This is a genomic window from Rothia sp. HMSC066G07, assembly GCF_001814485.1.
Classification (GTDB): Bacteria; Actinomycetota; Actinomycetes; order Actinomycetales; family Micrococcaceae; genus Rothia.
The window spans coordinates 189,518-209,599 of record NZ_KV816922.1; the positions used below are offsets into that span (position 1 = coordinate 189,518).

The window sequence follows — 20,082 nt, forward strand, 5'->3', positions numbered from 1 at the left end:
TCCTAACGGGTAATGGTCGAATCAACGTGGCCGTGCTCCACCTGACCGGAAATCACCGGAGGTGCCGGCGGCTCTTCAGCCGCACGAGACTTCTTCGACCAGGGCAGAAGAGAAACAACGATCGCACCAACCAGAAGCAGTGCGCTCATACCCCAACCGAAAATCGCCAGCAGATCCGCAGGGTAACCCTCATACGGGGTCACAATCAGCTTGATAACACTCTGAATCAGAGAGTAACCCAGAACCAGCGGGGTCACGACAGCCAGCAGACCCATCCAGATCTTGCCGACCTTGATGGAGGAGTAGCGGTTCAGGTGCTCAGCCAGAGCGGGCAGAGCACGCACCACGTATGCAACCACGATAATGGCGCACAGGCCGGCTGCCAGAATGCCGAAGAGGTTCACGAAGTTATCGAGAATATCCAGCACGTACAGGCCGGTAGTGGTCGGCATCAGCAGCAGCGAAATCAGAGCCATCGGAACAATCACCAGTATGGTGGACGCCAGACGGGAAGTCGCGAACTTGTCCTGAATACCGGCGATAATCACCTCAAGAATCGAAATGAGGGAGGTGAAACCAGCAAAAAGCAGGGAACCGAAGAAGAGGATACCAATCAGCACGCCGCCGGGCGCCTGAGAAATAATGGTCGGGAACGCGATGAACGCCAGACCAATACCGCTGGTCGCAACCTCGCTCACCTGGGTGCCAGCAGCCTGAGCCATGAAGCCCAGAGCAGCGAACACACCAATACCAGCAAGAAGCTCGAAACCGGAGTTCGCGAAACCAACCACAGCACCGGAACCGGTCAAGTCAGTCTTAGGCTTCAGGTAGGAAGAGTAGGTGACCATAATGCCGAAGCCAATGGACAGCGAGAAGAAAATCTGGCCGTACGCAGCAACCCACACGTCCGGGTTAGCCAGGGAGTCCCAGCTGGGGGTGAACAGAGCGTTCAGACCGTCCACAGCGCCGGGCAGGGTCAGCGAGTAAATCACCAAACCAACGAACATGACCAGCAGCAGCGGGATGAAGATAATGTTGGCTGCGCCCACGCCCTTCTGAACACCCAGAGCCATCACAGCGAGCAGAACGCCCCACACCAGAACCATGGGAATCAGGATGTTCATGTTGAAGTCCAAGGAGACGCCGGGATCCTTTGCGACCTTCAAGAACTCGCCCTGGAAGAACGCCTTCGGGTTATCGCCCCACTCATTCGTGAAAGAGAAAACCATGTAACGCAGAGCCCACGCCACAATAGCGGCGTAGTAGATAGCGATGACAAAGTTGATACCCATGTGCCACCAGCCAATGAACTCGGTCTTACGGTTCAGACGGCGGAAAGCCAGCGGGGACGACGCACGCGCACGGTGACCGATTGCGTAGTCAAAGAACAGGAAGGTCAGACCGGCGGTCAGCAGGGCGACAATATAGGGAATCATGAAGGCGCCGCCGCCGTTATCAAATGCGATGTAGGGGAAACGCCAAATATTGCCCAGACCAACAGCAGAACCGATGGCGGCAAAGATAAAGACGCGACGGCTAGAGAAGCCTTCGCGCTTCGTGGGCGCCTTAGGGGTAGATGCTCCCATAGTTGTAAACCTCGAATGTGTGGGGACGCGGATGGTTGGTGCGAGAATAACCCGTCGGGGTGGTTGGGCTCTGCTCGCGTCCAGAAATAGTAAACGGCTCTCCAACACGGGGTTGGGCATGGGAGCCGTCAAACGTCTGAAGGGTGGATGTGCGCCTCAGGCATGCCTATAAGGATTACCTTAAAGGCATATAGCGGTCAAGGAGACCCCAGCATGCGGAAGCTTTCGGAGGGTGAAGGCAACCCCAAACCATCCCAAAAACCGGTGTTGACTAGCCATAATGCATAAAACCCCCGCCGAATCCAGGCAGATTCAGCGGGGGTTTTGAAGTATGAGACGCATCAGCACCTACGCCAGCGCATACGCTACGTGGTGAGGTATTTTAGCCTTCGCGGTGAACCACAGCGTGAGCGAAGGACTCCAGCGCAGCCTTCGCGGTGGACTCGGGCAACGGAGCAATCGCGGCGATTGCGCGGTCCGCCCAGTCGTAGGCGATCTGCCATGCTTCCTGGGTGACCGGGTGGGCGGCGAGCGCCTCCACAGCGGCTTCCAGTGCCTCGTCGGAGCTGAGGTCGGCATCCAGCAGTGCACGAACCTTGATAGCAGATTCGTCGCCGGCGGCTACCGCGCGGTCCAGCAGGATGGTCGGCAGGGTGGGCACGCCCTCGCGCAGGTCGGTGCCGCGGGTCTTACCGCTGGTCTTGCCGTCGCTCACAATGTCAATCACGTCGTCAGCGAGCTGGAATGCCACGCCGACCAGCTCGCCGTACGCCTTGACCATGGAGATAACGTCTTCGGAAGCGCCCGAAAGCAGGGAGCCGTACTCGCCGGCTGCGGCAATCAGGGAGCCGGTCTTACCCTCAATGACCGCGATGTAGTGGTCGAGCAGGTCCTGACCCTCGCGGGGGCCGGTGGTCTCAAAGAGCTGACCGAGCACCAGACGTTCGAAGGTCTGGGACTGAATCTTCATGGGGCGGGTGCCTAGCTCGGAGACCAGCAGGGATGCGCGGGAGAAGATCAGGTCGCCGGTCAGAATTGCGACGGAGTTGCCCCAAATCATCTGGGCGCTGTCCACGCCGCGGCGCTTGGGGGCGTCATCCATAACATCGTCATGGTAGAGGGTTGCCAGGTGGGTCAGCTCAACGACCACGGCGGCTTCGATAACCTCGTCGTTGATTTCGCCGTCTACGGCTGCGCAGAGCAGAGCCAGCAGGGGGCGCACGCGCTTGCCGCCCGCGGAGAGCAGGTGACGGGATGCTACGTCCGCCAGGTGGTCGGTCTGGGCGATTGCTTCTGCCAGGCGCTCCTCAATACGCGCGAGGGAGGAAAGAATCTGCGGACCCAGCTTGGGGTCTGCGGCGATGAGTTCGAAGCCTGCGGGAAGCTTCAGGTCGAGGTCTCCCAACAGGTCGGTTGCGGCAATGGGCTGCTCTGCGTTGCTCACGGTGTCTTCTATCTTCTTGGTGTTGGTGTCTTCGGTGGTGTGTGAACGCGGTGTCTATGCGTTGTGTGCTTCAGGCTTGAAACCGCGGTGAATGGCGACGATGCCGCCGGTGAGGTTGCGGTACTGCACGGAGGTGAAGCCCGCCTCCTTGAACTTCTGCGCCAGTTCCTGCTGGTTAGGCCAGGTGATGATGGACTCGGCGAGGTATTCGTAGGATTCGGGGTTGGAGGAGATTGCGCGGGCAATCGGCGGAATCGCCTTCATGATGTAGTTCTTGTAGACCGCGCCGAAGGGGGCGAAGGTCGGGGTGGAGAACTCGAGGATGACGATGCGTCCGCCGGGCTTGAGCACGCGGTAGATTTCGCTCAGCGCTTTGGGGTAGTTTGCGACGTTGCGCAGGCCGTAGGACATGGTCACTGCGTCGAAGGTTTCGTCGTCGAAGGGTAGGGCTGTGACGTCTGCCTGCACGAAGGTCATGTCGGGGCGACGGCGGCGGCCCACATCCAGCATGCCTTCGGAGAGGTCTGCTGCGATGACGTCCACGCCGGCGTCGGCGAAGGGTTCGGAAGAGACGCCGGTACCTGCGGCTACGTCCAGTACTTTCTGGCCGGGGTGCGCGTCTACGGCGGCGACTGCCTGCTTACGCCAGTAGATGTGCTGGCCGAGGGAGAGGATGCCGTTCATGAGGTCGTAGCGTTCAGCGACGGTATCAAACATGGCGGCAATATCGCCGGTTTTCTTGTCTAGGGTTGCGCGGGTTGCGCGGGTGTTCTTCTCTGCGTTCACGCTCTCAATTGTGGCATGGAGGTTACTAGATTCGATAGTTGGGTAAACCGTAGTAGTGTCGCACGGTACGTTAAGGTGCGTTCTGAAGTGGTTTTTGAGTCTCTAATTCGGGGTTTTATTCAGTTTTCCCGGTGGGATTTATGTATATTCAGCAAAAATTTATGAATATTTATGTATATGCTTGCATTTTTTAACATGGGGGCGCACAATAGACCATAGATTTCATAGAACACACCTCACACAGGAGAACATCATGAACACCGCAATCCTCAAGAAGGCATCCCTCAAGCCCCTCGCACTGCTGGCAGTACTGCCCCTGGCGCTGACCGGCTGCGTCTCCACCGCCAACGAGAACTCCGACGCCAACGGCGAGGTCAGCCTCGTCAAGTCCGGCACCCTCAGCGTCTGCACCAACACCCCCTACAAGCCCTTCGAATACGAAGAAAACGGCACCATCGTCGGTCTGGATGCAGACATCGCCAACGCTATCGCCTCCGACCTGGGCGTGAAGACGCAGCTGACCTCCATCAGCTTCGAAGGTCTGGACTCCGGCACCGGCCTGGCCACCGGTCAGTGCGACATCGCCCTGGCGGGTATCGGCGTGACCGATGAACGTAAGAGCAAGATGGAGTTCACCACCGTCTACTTCGACGACAACCTGGCAATCCTGGTTCCCAAGGGTTCCTCCATCACCTCCGCAGCAGATCTGAAGGGCGTGGCTGTCGGTGCACAGCAGGCAACCAGTGGTGAAACCTACGCCAAGGAAAACGGCGCAGAGGTCATCCAGTACGAAGACACCTCCCTCATGTTCTCCGCCCTGAAGACCGGTCAGGTCAAGGCAGTCGCAGCGAACCTCTCCGTGGTTTCCGAGGCGCTGACCAACGACCCGGATTCCTTCAAGATCGCGTACCAGGATTCCGAGAACACCGAGGAAATCGCCGCAGCAGTCTCCTCCAACAACAAGGCACTGCTGGCCAAGGCAAACGCCACCATCACCAAGCTCAAGGAAAACGGCGAACTCGACAAGATGAAGGCCAAGTGGGTTGGTACCACTTCCTCCACCTCCGCGAGCGCCTCTTCCTCCGCTTCCTAAGCGTCTAGCCGGTTAGTCTCTCCCCCAATTCAGGAGTACCCTTATTACTTTTGGGTTGGGGGCTTCTCCGGCCTTCACCCCTTGTGAGCGTGTAGAACGCTCCTAACCGAACAGCACACGGATAAACAGCACACGGATAAGAAAGCGCATGTCCTCTAAACTCTCACCCCGTCAGAAGCAGAAGCTCTTCCGCTACGCACAGTACGCCCTTCTGGCCGTTATTGCTCTGGCAGCCATTCTTCTGGCTGACTGGAAGACCCTCAGCCAACAGGTATTCAACCTGGACGTTGCGGCTGCCCAGTTCCCCGACGTCATCACCGTGGCGTTGAAGAACACCCTGCTGTACACCACCCTGGGCTTTATCGTAGGCCTCTCCGGCGGTTTGCTGCTGGCACTCATGCGTATTTCCTCCATCGCCCCCTACCGTTGGATTGCGACCCTGTACGTGGAGCTTTTCCGCGGTATCCCGGCGCTGCTGGTCTTCTTCGCGTTCGGTTACGGTATTCCTCTGGCGTTCAAGATTCGCTTCGTGGATAACCTGATTCCGGTGACCCTGTCCCTGGGTATGGTTTCTGCGGCATACATTAGCGAGGTTCTGCGTGCGGGCCTGCAGGCAATCCCGAAGGGCCAGATGGAGGCGGCACGCTCTCTGGGTATGTCCCACACCCGCGCCATGATTTCGATCATTATTCCTCAGGCGTTCCGCGTGGTTCTGCCCCCGCTGACCAACGAGGTTATCCTGCTGACCAAGGACTCCTCCCTCGTGTACCTGCTGGGCGTGACCGTCTCGCAGTACGAGCTGGCGAAGTTCGGTCGTGAAGGCCTGACCGCCGCTAACGCGGGTCTGACTCCCCTGGTGGTTGCGGGTCTGTGCTACCTGATTATCACTGTTCCGCTGGGCCAGCTCTCCGCATACTTCGAGCGCCGCACCCAGCTTGCGGGCCGCAAGTAAGCGCAACGACAGATACGGATTACGGAAGATACTATGACTGTTTCAACTTCATCCATGGCCGCCTCCTCGGTGCGCATTTCTAACCTGCACAAGTCTTACGGCAAGGTTCAGGTTCTCAAGGGCATTGACATGCAGGTCGAGCCGGGCGAGGTCGTGTGCCTTATCGGCCCTTCGGGTTCCGGTAAGTCCACCCTGTTGCGTTGCGTGAACCTGCTGGAGGAGCCGAACGACGGCACCATCATGGTGGGCGATACCGAGGTTACCGACCCGGACGTAGACATTAACCGCGTGCGTACCCATATGGGTATGGTGTTCCAGCAGTTCAATCTGTTCGGCCACCTGAACATCCTGGATAACTGCACGATCGCTCAGATTAAGGTTCTGGGCCGTTCCAAGGCTGAGGCGGAGGCGGTTGCCCTCGAGCAGCTCGCCAAGGTTGGCCTGGAGGGCAAGGAAGACCGCTTCCCGGCTCAGCTGTCCGGTGGTCAGCAGCAGCGTGTGGCTATTGCGCGTGCACTGTCCATGCACCCGGACCTGATGCTCTTCGATGAGCCGACCAGTGCACTCGACCCGGAGATGGTCGGCGAGGTTCTGAGCATTATGCGCAACCTTGCTGATGAGGGTATGACCATGATCGTGGTGACTCACGAGATGGCGTTCGCCCGCGAGGTCGCCGATAAGGTCGTCTTCATGGCCGATGGCGTGGTCGTGGAGGAGGGTCCCGCCGATCAGGTGATTGGCAACCCCCAGCACGAACGTACTCGAGCTTTCTTGGCGCGCGTGCTCGATCCGACCCACGCCGTAGTAGACTAGTACTAGCTCTTGAAAAACGTAGCGGGCGGTGCTGTACGAAACATTCTGTTTCGCGCAGCACCGCCCGCTTTTTAATGCTCTAGTTCGCCGCTATTTCGGTTCTAGAAGATACGGCGCGCCACCTTGTCAAAGAGACGGTCCGGTAGCACGGTATGCAGGAACACGGAGGGCTTAGCACCGAAACCCACGAGGTAGCGGGTCTTGGGGCGGCGCGCCTCCAGGGCTCGCAGAATGGTCCTAGAGATTACTTTGGGCTCTGAGAGGTTGGAGGATGGCGAGTAGAGCCTACGCATATTTGCCGCAACACGCTGCGCCTGAGCCGCGTAGACACCGTTTCGGGAGGATTCCTCCAGGTGGTCTGCCGCGATGAGTCCCCAGGGGGTTTTGATGCCGCCGGGCTCGATAATGACCACGTCAATACCGAACTCTTCAACTTCCATGCGCAGTGCATCGCTGAACGCCTCGAGGGCGTACTTGGTGGCGTGGTACCAGGCACCCAGGGGCGAGGTAATACGCCCCGCCATCGAGGAGATGTTTAGGATGCGCCCGCTACCCCGTGCGCGCATGTGCGGCAGCACCAGCTGGGTGAGGTGCGCCAGGCCGAAGAGGTTCACCTCAAACTGACGGCGCGCCTCGTCGATGGGGACGTCTTCAATAGCACCGTAGGATCCGTAGCCTGCATTGTTGATGAGCACGTCAATGCGGCCTTCTGCATCAATGATCTGCTGTACGGCGGCTTCCATGGATGCTTCATCGGTAACGTCCAGGCTGAGCGCTTTCACGCCCTCGGAGGCGAGCTCTTCAATCTTCTCAACGCGGCGGGCGGCACCGTAGACGGTGTAGCCGTAGCGCACCAGTAGCGGCGCTACGTCGTAGCCGATACCGGAGCTGGCGCCGGTGAGAAGAACGACGGGGCGTTGCAGTGACTTGGGCATTGCGTATCCTTTCGGGTTGCTCCCTGTGAGGTTAGCGGGAGTGTACTTTTCAGGGTACGCCCGCGCGGGGTGTACGAGCGTGCAGAAAGCTCAGGGTGTAGAGTGAGGGTATTCTTGCCGCCATATGTGAGGGCAGGAAGGCATACAAAAAGCTCGCCGCGGCATCCGGTGCAGATGCGGCGGCGAGCTTTTGGGTCAGTTTTTAGACCTCTTCGACGTCAATATTGACTTTGGGTTCGGGGTGCGATTCGCCGGTCAGCATGGTCACCAGCAGGGTAGAGTCCTTCACGGCGCGCAGGGAGTGCAGCAGCTTGGCGGTCACGTGAATTGGCTTGCCGGGCACCAGGGTAATATCGCGGTCCTTCACGTGGAAGAGGACCTCACCCTTAAGCACCTGCACGAAGATGGGGTGCACGCTGTGGTGCTCGTGCCAGGACTGACCTGCAGCCAGTTCCATGAGGGTCAGATTACCGCCGTCGGCATCAACGATCTTGCGTGCCTGGGGCTTATCGTCAAAAGGGGTCAGCGCTTCGGTGAGCTGGGGAAATACGAGGACGCGGCCTTCATGGGTACCTGCCATGGTACGCACCTTTCTCTTTAGGGGTGAGTGAAAGGGGGCGCGCACCCCCTCCCTATTATTGGTATTAAAAATACTAAATTTCTTATATTGTATTCCCCTCCCCGCAACAGGACAATACCTCGGCTCACACCGAGCTAAAACACCCCGAGCAGAGAGGGGAACAACATCTACTGGTAACTCCACACCTTCGAATAGGCGGAGCGATTACTATTACGCGGACGCAACAGGTTCACCATCAACGCCGTCGTACCAAAGCTCACCGCAATAATCATGCAGGTCGCCGCGGTAAACGCACCACCGGGAATCGGCGCAAAAATCGCAATCAGATACAGGATGACCGCGCAGAACGACAGGAACAGCGTCGCAATCGTCATCAACGGCACCAGCACCAAACCGCCACGCGCCGGCACCGCAAAATCTGCCGGACGCACATAACGCAGCACGCCCATACCCACAACCGTCCAGATGGCGGTGACCAGAATAGCGGTCACCACATCCGCAGGGCGGTGCCAACCATTAATAATCGTGGAGGCACCCGTCAGGCAGGTAGCAAGCGCCGCACACAGGGCAACGGTCGGACGCAGCAGGCGAGGCGCCGCAAGGAAGAGCGCCGCGCCAGCCGCCGCCGCGAAGGTCGTGTGGCCGCTGGGCGCCGAGTTGCTCAGCGCCTCCTGAACACCCAGGTCGGGCTTCACAATCAGGTAGTGCTTGAGCAGATATGTACTCGTCACCGCCGCAGCCCCAACTAGCACGCCAATCAGCGAGGGCAGGAACCGGTGCTTCCAAATCAGCACCGCAATCAGACCCAAGACGGCAATCACGCCAACAACCGTAGGAAGAGAATCCAGCGCCGTCAGGGTCGGACCGCGGTAACTCTTGAACTGGTTTGCGTACTCGGTGTACGCCTGCTCATCAACCTGCTGGCCGGTCATCGTGTAAATGAAGAACGCGAACGCGCCGTAGAGCGACAGACCCAAGAACAGCAACGCCATCACGTGACGCATCAGAACGCCGGTACTCGGAAGATGATGCCCCTGCTCTTCACCGGGACGATCTTCACCGGGACGATTCACCGGGCGGCCCGAAGCATCCACGGGAACCTGACCGGTCTGAACATACGCACCGTTCGGGTAGGCGGCGGCAGGATACGCCTCGGGAGGATAAGCCACCGGCTGTGCAGGTGCCTGCGGAGGCATCGCACGCGTGGGAAGAGGCTGTTGAGCACCCATCTGAGGCGCACCCATTGGGGAGGCACCCATCTGATTGTTCAGCGGGAAACCGCTCACCGGAGGCTTCGGCGGGTCCAGACGGCGCGTAGCCTGCATCGGTTCATCCGCGCTGTAGTTCCCCTGAGAGGCGCGTTCCTGCGGCGAGGGAATCGTCTCAGGAATCTTAATGGGGGCACGGTAAGCGCGTGGCAAAGGACGAGTCGCGCCAATAACCTCTGAGGTGTCGGGGTGCGAAGAAATAACTTCGGTATTCGCAGATTCAGCGTTCGCGGAACCGGTATTCATGGAACCTGCAGGCGCAGTTTTGTTAGCCGGCGAGGAACCGTAATCCGTCAAAACTTTCGTGCGGTCATCACTGTGCGTAGCGGCAGGGGTAGCCGTTTCGTGGGAGGCGAGCACCTGGGTAGCGTCCTGATAATCAGAGAGCACCGCAGTCGGGTCCTGATAATCAGAGAGCACCGCAGTCTCATCAGAGGAAAACACCGTAGTGGGCGCATTGTCAGCAGCGGCCGCATGCACATCAGCGGGGTGAAGCACACTGGTAGCATCGAGGTTTTCGGAGCTCTCCCAACCGGAGTTTTCCGAACCCGATGTATTTGCCGGTGTTGTCTTCTTCATAACCCTTTGTACCTTCTCGCCCTCATGTCTGTTAGCCATACCCGAGCCCGCCGATGCCAGCCCCTCAAAACAGTAGCCCCCAAGCTGCCGTTTTATGCGAGGCACCGTCCGAGTTCTCGGGCGAATAACTACCTACTATCCCAGGTTAAGCTATGAAAAACTAAAGTTTTTTCGACCATAACCTGAGAGTTTCCAGAGAATGCGTGACAGGGTGCGAGCGCACCTACCCGTCACCAGAATGCTATGGTGAGCTCATAGCGCATCGAAGAAGGGCAGATACCTTGAACACCAGCATGAGCGTGCCGCCTCTCGGCTACGGTTTTCATCTCACGAACACTCCGCTACCACCTCTGCAGGAGGTTCTGGAGAACCTGTTCACGGTCGAAATTCCGATGACGGTCACTTTCCGCGGGGTCAATAGCCGCCAGAGCGCGCTGATTCGTGGCCCGCATGGCTGGGGCGAGTTTGCGCCCTTCCTCGAATACGGTACGCAGGAGTCTGCCGCGTGGCTTGCCTGCGCGTTGGAGGCGGCGTGGCTGCCCGCACCGGAGCCGGTGCGTACGCGCATCCCGCTGAACGCGACCCTGCCAGCAGTACCGGCGGAGCGTGTTCCGCAGGTGCTCGCCAAGTACGAGGGCGAGATTCAGGAACTCAAAATCAAGGTGGCTGAGAAGGGTCAGAGCCTCGCCGACGATATTGCGCGTGTGGCGGCGGCACGAAATGCCCTCCCAAATGCTCGTCTGAAGGTGGACGCGAACATGGGCTACACCCTCGGCGGTGCCCTTGAGTCGCTGCGCAAGCTCTGCGAGTACGGCATTATTTACGCCGAGCAGCCGGTGGCATCCATTGAGGACATGGCTGCGCTCCGCTTTGCCATTGCCAAGGAGGGGCTGCCCGCCCGCATTGCCGCCGACGAGTCGATTCGTAAGGCGGAAGACCCGCTGAAGGTGGCTCGCGCGAACGCCGCGGACCTCATGGTTATTAAGGCGGCGCCGCTGGGCGGTGTACGCCGTGCGCTCGCGCTGGTGGAGCAGGCGCAGCTTCCGGCGGTGGTGTCTTCTGCGCTGGAGTCTTCGGTGGGCATTGCCACCGGTGCCTCCCTGGCGGCCTCCCTACCGACCTTGAGGTACGGGTGCGGTCTGGGCACGGTCTCCCTCATGGCTGAGGACGTCACCGATGAGCCGCTCATCGCCCGTGACGGGTTCATGGACCTGCGCGCCATCACCCCCAGCCCGCAGCGCCTGGAGCGTCTTGCCACCGATGAGCAGACCCGCCAGTGGTGGGTGGAGCGCGTCACCGCCTGCTACCGCGTTCTGGAACGCACCGCTGATCTGTAACGGTTAGCGGTGTAACGGTTAGCACTGTAACGATGAGGTCGTGAAGGGTAACCATAACTGAAGGAAAATGCCCTCGGCATTAGAATGGTACGGTGACTGAAAACCGCTCAACCCCCGCCATGCTCACCGCAGTATCCGTGCTCGATTCGCTGATTCGTGCCGGTATGCGGCATGTTGTCGTGTCTCCGGGATCCCGCAGCGCACCTCTTGCGTACGCTATTGCCGCCGCCGCTGAAGCCGGCGCCCTGATTGCGCACGTGCGTGTGGACGAGCGAAGTGCAGCCTTTACCGCCCTGGGTATTGCGAAGGCGTCCGGTCAGCCGGTGGGTCTGGTGTGCACCTCCGGTACGGCTCTGGGCGAGTACATGCCCGCTGTCATGGAGGCGTACCACGCCGGCGTGCCCCTGGCGGTGCTGAGCGCTGACCGCCCGGAGCGTCTGCGCGGTAGCGGCGTGAATCAGACGACCCGCCAGGCGAGTTTCTTCCATCCTTTTGTGCGTGCTGAAGCTGATTTGACCTCCTACCCCGAGCAGGTGGAGGGTGAGCAGACTCAGGCTTTTGCCGCCTGCCTGAATGCGCTGACCGGTCGTAGTGCCGAGCATTGGCGCAAGCAGTCGACGGAGCCGATTGGCCCGGTGCACCTGAACATTTGTTTTGATACGCCGCTGACCCCCTCTGGCCGTTTTGCGCAGATGCTGCCGCAGTGGGCGCAGAGCCTGCTGGAAGATTACGACCCGCAGGCTGAGGGTCGCGCCCGCGCCGCCCGCGCCGAGGGTTCCGGGCTCTCCAGCGCCGAGCAGCGTTGGCTTCTGGATTCCCTGGAGGCGCAGGCGGACCTGGCGGAGTTCACCCCGGCGCACCGCACCGTGGTGGTTGCCGCTGACGGTGCCGGCGAGTTTGCGGCGGAGTTCGCGCGCGTGCTGAACCTGCCGCTGTTTGCGGAGCCTTCCTCCGAGGCGCGCCACGGCGCCACCTCGATTCCTCACTACCCGCAGCTGCTCGGCGATGAGTCTTTCGTGCCCGCCGCGCAGATTGAGCGTGTGGTGCTCTTCGGCCACCCGACGCTTTCGCGCCCGATTACGGCACTGCTGGAACGCGAAGATATTCAGTGCGCGTTCTACGCCCCACGCCGCGCCAGCTGGTACGAGCCGGGTGCTCGCTCCTTCGTGGAGCTGTCGACCCCGCGCGAGCTCGCCGAGTTTGCGAGCGCCTCCACTGTGCCCGCTGATGAACTCGTTGACGGACTCAGCTGGCTGGCTCAGTGGGTTGAGCCCGCCCACGAGCTACAGGATGAGTGCCTGGGCGCCATTGCCGCCTACGAACACCCGGGTGCTGAGAGCTCGGTTGACTACACCGATTACCGCAACCGCACCGCTGGCCGCTCCTACGCCCGCCGCGTCTGGAAGGATGCGGTGGCTCAGCGTCGCCTCATGGTGTTGGGCTCCTCTAACCTGGTGCGTGATTTGGATGCGGCAGCCCCCGCCCTGGGTGAGCCCGCCCCCGCACGCGTGTTCGCCAACCGCGGTCTTGCCGGTATTGACGGCACGATTGCGACCGCTATTGGTGTGTCCCTGTCGGGCTACTACCCCGCCGGCGTGGATGAGAACTCCCGCCCGGTCGTTGGTGGTGCCGCCCTGCCGGTGACCCTGCTGTGCGGCGACCTGACCTTCCAGCACGATGTTTCCTCACTAAACCTGCCGAACACGGAGCTTCTGCCCGAACTGCGCGTTGAGGTCTTTGACGATGCCGGCGGCGGTATTTTCACGACCCTTGAACACGGTGATATGGCTCGTCAGGAGCAGTTCACCGCCGCTGTGGACCGTTTCTTCACGGTGGCTGCCGCCCCGAACACTGATTTGGCGCGCATGGCTGCCGGGTTTGGCACCGAATCGGGCGTTGAGGTGCGCATTCACACACCCTAAAACTGTTTCTAAAGGCAGCAGGCTAAGCCCCGTGCGCAGGGTTGAACGATATACTGAAAATTACCTGTGCCGTAGCCTTCCGTGGCTGAAAGCTAGCCGGTCGTAGCGGTTTCACTCGCCGTTGCATTCGTGTTTTTTGCGCGCCTGCTGACGTAAGGCACCCTATCTATCATTTATTGACCTTCACGCTCTTGCCGCTGATGCACACCGCCCGCGACCCGAGGTTTTACCCCGGCTAGCCCGGTGCATGCGGCGGACGTCGCTCCCAAGGATTCTCATGAGCTCACTCGATATTATTGTTGCTGTCCCCTCCGGAGCCGGTTGGGTTCCCGTACACGCCATGGCGGAGCTTCTCGCCCGCTACACCGGCGGCACCGTGCACACCGTGGATGTGGGCGCATCCCTCAGCAAGGAGACCAAGCTTCTGGCGCGCCTGCCCCGCCTCAAGGGCGGCTCTAAGCGTTGCCTGGTGATTGCTTCTGACCCCGGTCAGCTGTACGCCATTTCGCAGCGTTCCTTCGCGTTCCGCCGCTACGGCGCGATTTACGGCTGGGTGATTGATAGTTTCTGGGATGACCGTATTCCCGCGGTGGCTAAGTCCTCCACCTACGACCGTATTTTCGTTGCGGACGTTGACGACGTTCAGCCCTGGACCGCTGCGGGCGTGAAGGCCCCCGGCGTTCTGCCCTGGGGTGCGGATGTTTGGAGCAAGTTCAGCGACCGTCTGGCGGCGCTGGAGTCGAAGAGCACCGACCTGCTGCGCGTGGGCCGTCAGCCCGCCGCCTACGAAGATGACGAGGCGACCGCCGCCCTCGCCGGCGAGCTGGGTCTGAGCTTTGAGGGCCGCCCACCCTTCGGCGCAAATGACCGCGAGTCGGCTCAGCACCTGCAGGATTCTCTGAACCGCGCGAAGTTCCTGCTGGCGTTCTCTACTTCGGTCAGCCCGGCACCCTACACTCACCCGACCAAGGAGTACATCACCGGTCGTTGGACCGATGCGTTGGCTTCGGGCGTGACCGTGGTCGGCAAGGTTCCGAACACGACCACCGTACGCGAGATTCTCTGGGACGGCGCGACCATCGACATTGACCACGCGGATGCTCGTGCGGGCCTCGCGCAGGTTGCCGAGGCTGCCTCCCGCTGGACTCCGGCACAGGGTGAGCAGCAGATTCGTCAGGCGCTGCAGCGCCTGGATTGGCGTCACCGTTTCGTTCAGCTGTGCGAGGCAATGGGTGAGGTCCCTGCCTCCCTGAAGGCTGATTGCGAGGCAATGCGCGCCCAGTACGTTCAGCACTAAAAACGTCACCTCGCTGAAGACATGCAGATGAAGACATGTAGCAGCTGAGGGTATATAAAAGGTGAGGGCTGGTTTCTATCACAGAAACCAGCCCTCACCTGTATTTATACCCCATGAGGCATATTGCATACGGGGTTTAGTACGATGCCTGACCCAGAGTAATCGGACCCGTGAAACCACTGGTATCCGGGTGCTCCGAATCGAGGTACGCCGCCACCGGTGCGTTCTCCAGCTGAGCCAATCGATCCAGCAGGAAGCGAGTCGCACCCGGCGCATACGGCAGCTTATACATTGCCGCGGTAGTTGCTTCATCCTCACGGTCCAGAGTGGAGGAACGAATCGACTCAATAGCGGTCACCATGGTGTTACGCTCACGCTCCACAAAGGTGCGGTCCACCGGCTCACCATTACCGGGCACAAACACACGGTAGCGATCAAATTCGAGCACGGCACCGAGAGTATCAATCCAGCGATCCGGGAAGGAATCCTCGAAGTAGGGGTCGGTACCCTCTTCAATCAGACCGCCCATGAAGAGCACATCTTCAATGCCGACCAGAATGTCACCGTCGGTGTGGCCGGGACCCATGTACATGAGGGTTGCGCTACGCTCACCCAGGTCAATGGGGGTGAAGGTAATACCGTCACCGCTATTGGCGACCAGGCGGTTGGGAACAATAATATTGGTGGCTGCACCCTGGTGGTGTGCCATTTCCGGTTCGAGCGTCTCGACGTAGGGACGCTGCGCCTCACCGTATTTACGAATTGCACGCGCGGCGCGAGGATGCGCCCAGAATTCTTCGGCACCCATTGCCGCGAAAACATCGTTACCGAAGAAACGCTCATAGTGACCGTGAGTGTTTACGACGGTGATAGGAAGGCGCGTGAGACGGCGAACCTCATCATAGATTTCGGTTGCCTGACGGGGACCTGCGCCGGTATCCACGACAAGTGCCCGTTCCAGTCCGAGGACCAGTCCGGTGTTCAGTCGGTAGTTGTCGGTCGCAATACGGTACACGCCGTCTGCGAGTTCAATAGTACGAGCCATAGATACAACCCTACTGTAATTTTTGGCGACTGAGGGGCTATTCGGGCTTCTGGAGAACATATTTTTGCACTATTGCACATCACTAAGGGCATAAAAGTGCATCATTCCGTATAATTACGTCTCTACGGGCAGGTGGCACGTGATGCTTGACAACCTCTGCAGATTGATTAGTCGGGTAGCGCATTCTCCCAGCTAGTCCAGCTCTGATTAGGCTCTGAGCAAGAACCAGAAATTCGCGCCCTATAGGATAGGAGTATGACTTCTTCCTCTAGCCCTTCCTCTGCTCAGCCTGTAACTCAGCCGTTCCCCAGCGGCACCGGACGCTACGCCCCCTCCCCCTCGGGTGATTTGCACCTGGGTAATTTGCGTACCGCCATTTTGGCATGGGCTATGGCGCGCCGCGGCGGCAAGCCCTTCTACCTGCGCGTGGAGGATTTGGATCGCGTGCGCCCGGGCGCGGCGGAACGCCAGATTGCTGACTTGGCGACTCTGGGCCTGGATTGGGATGCGAGCCCCGGCACCTCGACGGAGCGTATTGAGGGTAGCGAAAGCACCGAGGGCAAGGAGGCAGGGGTGCTGTATCAGAGCACGCGCCTTGCCGCCTATGAGCAGGCGGTTCAGCACCTACGAGAGGCGGGCCTCGTGTACGAGTGTTACTGCACCCGCCGCGAAATTCAGGAGGCGTCGAGCGCCCCGCACGGTGCACCGGGCGCCTACCCGGGTACTTGCCGCGACCTAAGCGAGGACCAGCGGGAGGAGCGCCGCACCCAGCGTCCGCCGGCTCTGCGTCTGCGTGCCGAGTGCACGAACTACACGGTACAGGATGATTTTTACGGCACCTACACCGGCCTGGTGGATGATTTTGTGCTGGTGCGCAATGACGGAACCTACGCCTACAACCTGACCTCCGTGGTGGATGATGCCTTTGTGGGCGTTGAGCAGATTGTGCGCGGCGATGATCTGTTGCCTTCTGCGCCCCGCCAGTCGTATTTGGCGCAGCTTTTGGGTTTGACGCAGCCGCGTTACGCGCATGTGCCGCTGGCGCTGAACGAGGAGGGCAAGCGCCTGGCGAAGCGTGACGGTGCGGTGACTCTGCCGCAGTTGCGTGAGGCGGGCGTTGAAATCCCTACGATTTTGGGGTGGATTGCCGCATCTATTCCGGTGTATAACGCCGATGGCTCCACCCATTCGGCGGATGTTCCGGTGCCCAATGCGGCAGCGATTTTGGAGCGTTTTGATCCGGCTCGTATGGCTACTGAACCATGGGTTGTGAGGGATCTCTAAGCCTCTGTGACATTGTCGTGTAACAGTTCAACACTCTGAACGGCTTTTAAATTTTTCGTTTAATTCGTTTTAGATGCATATGCCATTGAGCGTTTGCGTTGCTTTTCAACTACATATCTTTCACTCAAGTGCCCGAAACCCTGAAATTCAGGGATTTTTCGGGCACTTTTTCGCACACGCTCCCACAATGACCCACGTGTACGACCATAAAGTTTACACAGCAAATACATATTTATTCCATAACTTCTCATCCCTAGACGTCAAATAGACTTTGTTTTCAGCTTTTCAAAGCCTAGACTGTATCCTATGCCACTCATAAAGTTATGGGGTAGCGCATAAATACACACAGGCAAGCATTATCACCAGGAGAGAAGGAACATTATGGCCGCGAGTACATACCAGGTCATCGCGCTGGCGATTTATTTTGTTGCCATGATCGCAATTGGCCTATGGGCAAATAGCAAGAACAACAGCCTCGACGACTATGTGCTGGGCGGGCGTCAGCTCTCCCCCACCGTCGCCGCACTCTCAGCGGGCGCCTCCGATATGTCCGGTTGGCTCCTCATGGGTCTGCCCGGCGCCGTCTACCTCAGCGGCCTCTCCCAGGCATGGCTCGCCGTCGGTCTGACCATCGGCGCATGGTGCAACTGGACGTTCGTGGCACCGCGACTGCGTAGCTACACCGAAGTTGCCGGCGACGCCGTGACCGTCCCCGTCTTCCTGAGCAACCGCCTCCATGACACCAAGCGCGTGCTGCGCATCGTCTCCGGTGTCGTGATTCTGGTATTCTTCACCTTCTACGTCTCCTCCGGTATGGTGTCCGGCGGCCTGTTCTTCAAGTCCTCCTTCGGTCAGGAATACCACACCGGTATGCTCCTGTTGGCAGGCATTACCGTGTTCTACACCTTCTTCGGCGGCTTCATGGGCGCGTCCTACACCGACATGGTTCAGGGTCTGCTCATGCTCGCAGCACTGATTGCCGTTCCGGTCGTCACCATCATTGACCTCGGCGGCGTGGGCCCCGTGGTTGAGTCCATCAGCCAGGTACGCCCCGACGCACTGAGCATCTTCGCGGGTACCACCTTCGCCGGTATTGTTTCATCCCTCGCATGGGGTCTGGGCTACTTCGGTCAGCCGCACATTATTGTGCGATTCATGGCAATGCGCACCCCCGCGGACGCTAAGTCTGGCCGCCGCATCGGCATCAGCTGGATGGTTCTGACCGTGTTCGGCGCACTGAGCGGCGCGTTCATGGGTATCGCCTACTTTGCACGCCACCCCGAGGCGTCCCTCACCAACCCCGAAACCGCTGAGTCGGTCTTCCTGGACCTCGCCCAGATTCTGTTCCACCCCCTCATCGCGGGCCTGATTCTGGCTGCGGTTCTGGCGGCAATTATGTCCACCCTCTCCTCGCAGCTGATCGTGTGCTCCTCCGCTCTGGTGGAGGACCTCTACGGCATCTTCTCCTCGAAGAAGCTCAGCGCGTCCAAGTCCCTGTGGCTCGGTCGTGCAGGCGTGGCAATCGTGGCACTGGTCGCCGGCGCCCTGGCGTGGAACCCGAATAGCTCCATTCTGCAGCTGGTCGCATTCGCGTGGGCGGGCTTCGGTTCGGCATTCGGCCCGACCGTTCTGCTCTCCCTCTACTGGCGTAAGCTGACCACCCAGGGTGCACTGGCCTCCATGATTACCGGCGCCGTTGTGGCATTCGCATGGGGCCAGAGCCCCATGAAGTCTGTGCTCTACGAAATGGTTCCCGGCTTCGCTTCGGCGCTGCTTGTCGCCATCGTGGTTTCGCTCATGACCTACAAGAAGAACGACGCCATTGACGAAGAGTTCGACCGCGCGGTTGAGCTCGCCAAGGTCAAGTAAAGAGTCTCTTCCCCAAGGCTCGGGCCGCACACACGCGGTCCGAGCCTTGGTCTGTTTATAGGGTCTTAACCTGCCAAGATACAGGTATGAGCGCAAGGACAGAGGCCCTTCCCGCGCATCATATTCTGTTATTGGAATATTATGCCGAGCGTGCTTCGTTCCCCGGCCTCGACGAGCCGCACCGCGGGCACCGTAAAATAGGGTCTATGACTGCACAACTTCCCGAAAAGATCTCGGACATCTTCAACCCCGCCGACTGGCGCGTCGTTGAGGGCTTCGAGGACTTCACCGACATCACCTACCACCGCCAGGTTGAGCGCGACGAAAACGGTGAGATTCTGCGCGATCTGCCTACCGTGCGCATCGCCTTCGACCGCCCCGAGGTGCGCAACGCATTCCGCCCGCACACCGTGGACGAGCTCTACCGCGCCCTCGACCACGCCCGCATGACCTCTAACGTGGGCACCGTACTGCTCACCGGCAACGGCCCCTCCCCCAAGGACGGTGGCTGGGCATTCTGCTCCGGCGGCGACCAGCGCATCCGCGGTCGCGACGGCTACCACTACGCCAGCGGCGACACCGCAGAAAGCATCGACCCGGCACGCGCAGGCCGACTGCACATCCTGGAGGTGCAGCGCCTCATCCGTACCATGCCCAAGGTCGTTATCGCCCTCGTCTCCGGCTGGGCTGCAGGCGGCGGCCACTCCCTGCACGTAGTTGCTGACCTGACCATCGCCTCCGAAGAGTACGGCAAGTTCAAGCAGACCGACGCAACCGTCGGCTCCTTCGACGCAGGCTACGGTTCGGCGCTGCTCGCACGCCAGGTGGGTCAGAAGTTCGCCCGCGAAATCTTCTTCCTCGCCAAGGAATACGACGCACAGCGCATGTACGAAATGGGCGCAGTCAACGACGTCGTTCCCCACGCAGAGCTCGAGAACAAGGGCCTGGAATACGCGGCGCACATTGCTCGCCAGTCCCCGCAGGCAATCCGCATGCTCAAGTACGCCTTCAACCTGCCCGACGACGGCATGCTCGGCCAGCAGGTCTTCGCTGGTGAGGCAACCCGCATGGCATACATGACCGACGAGGCTGTGGAGGGCCGCGACGCGTTCTTGCAGAAGCGTGACCCGGACTGGTCCAACTACCCCTACTACTTCTAAGAGACAGCCCCTTCTACAGAAGTAGTTTCAGATGCATAGGCTCGGAGCCGGATTCAACCCTGAGAACCTCAGCTAAGAATCCGGCTCCGGCGCATTTGATGCCGCACCGGCATATGACACCGGCGCATGACA

Annotated in this window: 16 protein-coding genes; 9 read left to right on the forward strand and 7 right to left on the reverse strand. The window is 59.9% G+C overall.

The window, feature by feature from the left end; all coding sequences use genetic code 11:
• Positions 1-2: 2 nt before the first annotated feature.
• The 3 genes from HMPREF2971_RS02385 to HMPREF2971_RS02395 all read right to left on the reverse strand — a co-directional run bounded on the left by HMPREF2971_RS02385 (position 3) and on the right by HMPREF2971_RS02395 (position 3,816).
• Positions 3-1,586, reverse strand: a complete 1,584-nt coding sequence (locus HMPREF2971_RS02385) for a sodium-dependent transporter (RefSeq protein ID WP_070691012.1) — start codon at positions 1,584-1,586, stop codon at positions 3-5.
• Positions 1,587-1,968: 382 nt separating this feature from the next.
• A complete protein-coding gene (locus HMPREF2971_RS02390) occupies positions 1,969-3,030 on the reverse strand; it encodes a polyprenyl synthetase family protein (protein WP_049353826.1) in 1,062 nt (353 codons plus the stop codon).
• A gap of 54 nt (positions 3,031-3,084) precedes the next feature.
• A complete protein-coding gene (locus HMPREF2971_RS02395; RefSeq protein ID WP_049341054.1) occupies positions 3,085-3,816 on the reverse strand; it encodes a demethylmenaquinone methyltransferase in 732 nt (243 codons plus the stop codon).
• A gap of 253 nt (positions 3,817-4,069) precedes the next feature.
• Here HMPREF2971_RS02395 and HMPREF2971_RS02400 point away from each other — a divergent pair, with 253 nt between their 5' ends.
• From HMPREF2971_RS02400 to HMPREF2971_RS02410, 3 genes are all read left to right on the forward strand, one after another.
• Positions 4,070-4,909, forward strand: coding sequence for an ABC transporter substrate-binding protein (locus HMPREF2971_RS02400; RefSeq protein WP_070691014.1), 840 nt, complete (start codon positions 4,070-4,072; stop codon positions 4,907-4,909).
• Positions 4,910-5,057: 148 nt separating this feature from the next.
• Positions 5,058-5,861 carry an amino acid ABC transporter permease gene (locus HMPREF2971_RS02405; RefSeq protein WP_012902971.1) on the forward strand — a complete coding sequence of 268 codons (804 nt, stop codon included), beginning with the start codon at positions 5,058-5,060 and terminating at the stop codon, positions 5,859-5,861.
• A 33-nt stretch (positions 5,862-5,894) separates the two neighbouring features.
• A complete protein-coding gene (locus HMPREF2971_RS02410) occupies positions 5,895-6,674 on the forward strand; it encodes an amino acid ABC transporter ATP-binding protein (RefSeq protein ID WP_070691016.1) in 780 nt (259 codons plus the stop codon).
• 101 nt (positions 6,675-6,775) lie between these two features.
• Here the strand turns inward: HMPREF2971_RS02410 and HMPREF2971_RS02415 are convergent, their stop codons facing one another.
• The 3 genes from HMPREF2971_RS02415 to HMPREF2971_RS02425 form a co-directional block, all read right to left on the reverse strand.
• Positions 6,776-7,609: an oxidoreductase gene (locus HMPREF2971_RS02415; protein WP_070691020.1), complete on the reverse strand. Its 834-nt coding sequence runs from the start codon at positions 7,607-7,609 to the stop codon at positions 6,776-6,778.
• A 202-nt stretch (positions 7,610-7,811) separates the two neighbouring features.
• Positions 7,812-8,189 carry a cupin domain-containing protein gene (locus HMPREF2971_RS02420; protein ID WP_070691023.1) on the reverse strand — a complete coding sequence of 126 codons (378 nt, stop codon included), beginning with the start codon at positions 8,187-8,189 and terminating at the stop codon, positions 7,812-7,814.
• Between the two features lie 167 nt (positions 8,190-8,356).
• Positions 8,357-10,036 carry a phosphatase PAP2 family protein gene (locus HMPREF2971_RS02425; protein WP_070691027.1) on the reverse strand — a complete coding sequence of 560 codons (1,680 nt, stop codon included), beginning with the start codon at positions 10,034-10,036 and terminating at the stop codon, positions 8,357-8,359.
• 293 nt (positions 10,037-10,329) lie between these two features.
• Here HMPREF2971_RS02425 and HMPREF2971_RS02430 point away from each other — a divergent pair, with 293 nt between their 5' ends.
• The 3 genes from HMPREF2971_RS02430 to HMPREF2971_RS02440 all read left to right on the forward strand — a co-directional run bounded on the left by HMPREF2971_RS02430 (position 10,330) and on the right by HMPREF2971_RS02440 (position 14,592).
• Positions 10,330-11,373: an o-succinylbenzoate synthase gene (locus HMPREF2971_RS02430; protein WP_070691392.1), complete on the forward strand. Its 1,044-nt coding sequence runs from the start codon at positions 10,330-10,332 to the stop codon at positions 11,371-11,373.
• A 92-nt stretch (positions 11,374-11,465) separates the two neighbouring features.
• The gene (menD, locus tag HMPREF2971_RS02435; protein ID WP_049363310.1) at positions 11,466-13,295 is read left to right on the forward strand and encodes a 2-succinyl-5-enolpyruvyl-6-hydroxy-3-cyclohexene-1-carboxylic-acid synthase; all 1,830 of its coding nucleotides are present in this window, start codon (positions 11,466-11,468) and stop codon (positions 13,293-13,295) included.
• 277 nt (positions 13,296-13,572) lie between these two features.
• Positions 13,573-14,592, forward strand: a complete 1,020-nt coding sequence (locus tag HMPREF2971_RS02440) for a glycosyltransferase (protein WP_044150155.1) — start codon at positions 13,573-13,575, stop codon at positions 14,590-14,592.
• 136 nt (positions 14,593-14,728) lie between these two features.
• Here HMPREF2971_RS02440 and HMPREF2971_RS02445 read toward each other — a convergent pair whose 3' ends face one another.
• Positions 14,729-15,637 carry an MBL fold metallo-hydrolase gene (locus HMPREF2971_RS02445; RefSeq protein ID WP_044150153.1) on the reverse strand — a complete coding sequence of 303 codons (909 nt, stop codon included), beginning with the start codon at positions 15,635-15,637 and terminating at the stop codon, positions 14,729-14,731.
• A 255-nt stretch (positions 15,638-15,892) separates the two neighbouring features.
• Between HMPREF2971_RS02445 and gluQRS the strand changes: the two genes are divergently transcribed.
• From gluQRS to HMPREF2971_RS02460, 3 genes are all read left to right on the forward strand, one after another.
• Positions 15,893-16,921 (forward strand): tRNA glutamyl-Q(34) synthetase GluQRS, encoded by a 1,029-nt coding sequence (gene gluQRS / locus HMPREF2971_RS02450; protein WP_049349151.1) that lies wholly within the window; start codon positions 15,893-15,895, stop codon positions 16,919-16,921.
• A gap of 381 nt (positions 16,922-17,302) precedes the next feature.
• Entirely contained in the window at positions 17,303-18,790 is a 1,488-nt protein-coding gene (putP, locus tag HMPREF2971_RS02455) for a sodium/proline symporter PutP (RefSeq protein WP_070691030.1), read from the forward strand.
• Positions 18,791-18,996: 206 nt separating this feature from the next.
• Complete coding sequence (locus tag HMPREF2971_RS02460; RefSeq protein ID WP_049341035.1) at positions 18,997-19,950, forward strand: 1,4-dihydroxy-2-naphthoyl-CoA synthase; 954 nt, start codon at positions 18,997-18,999, stop codon at positions 19,948-19,950.
• Positions 19,951-20,082 lie beyond the last annotated feature (132 nt).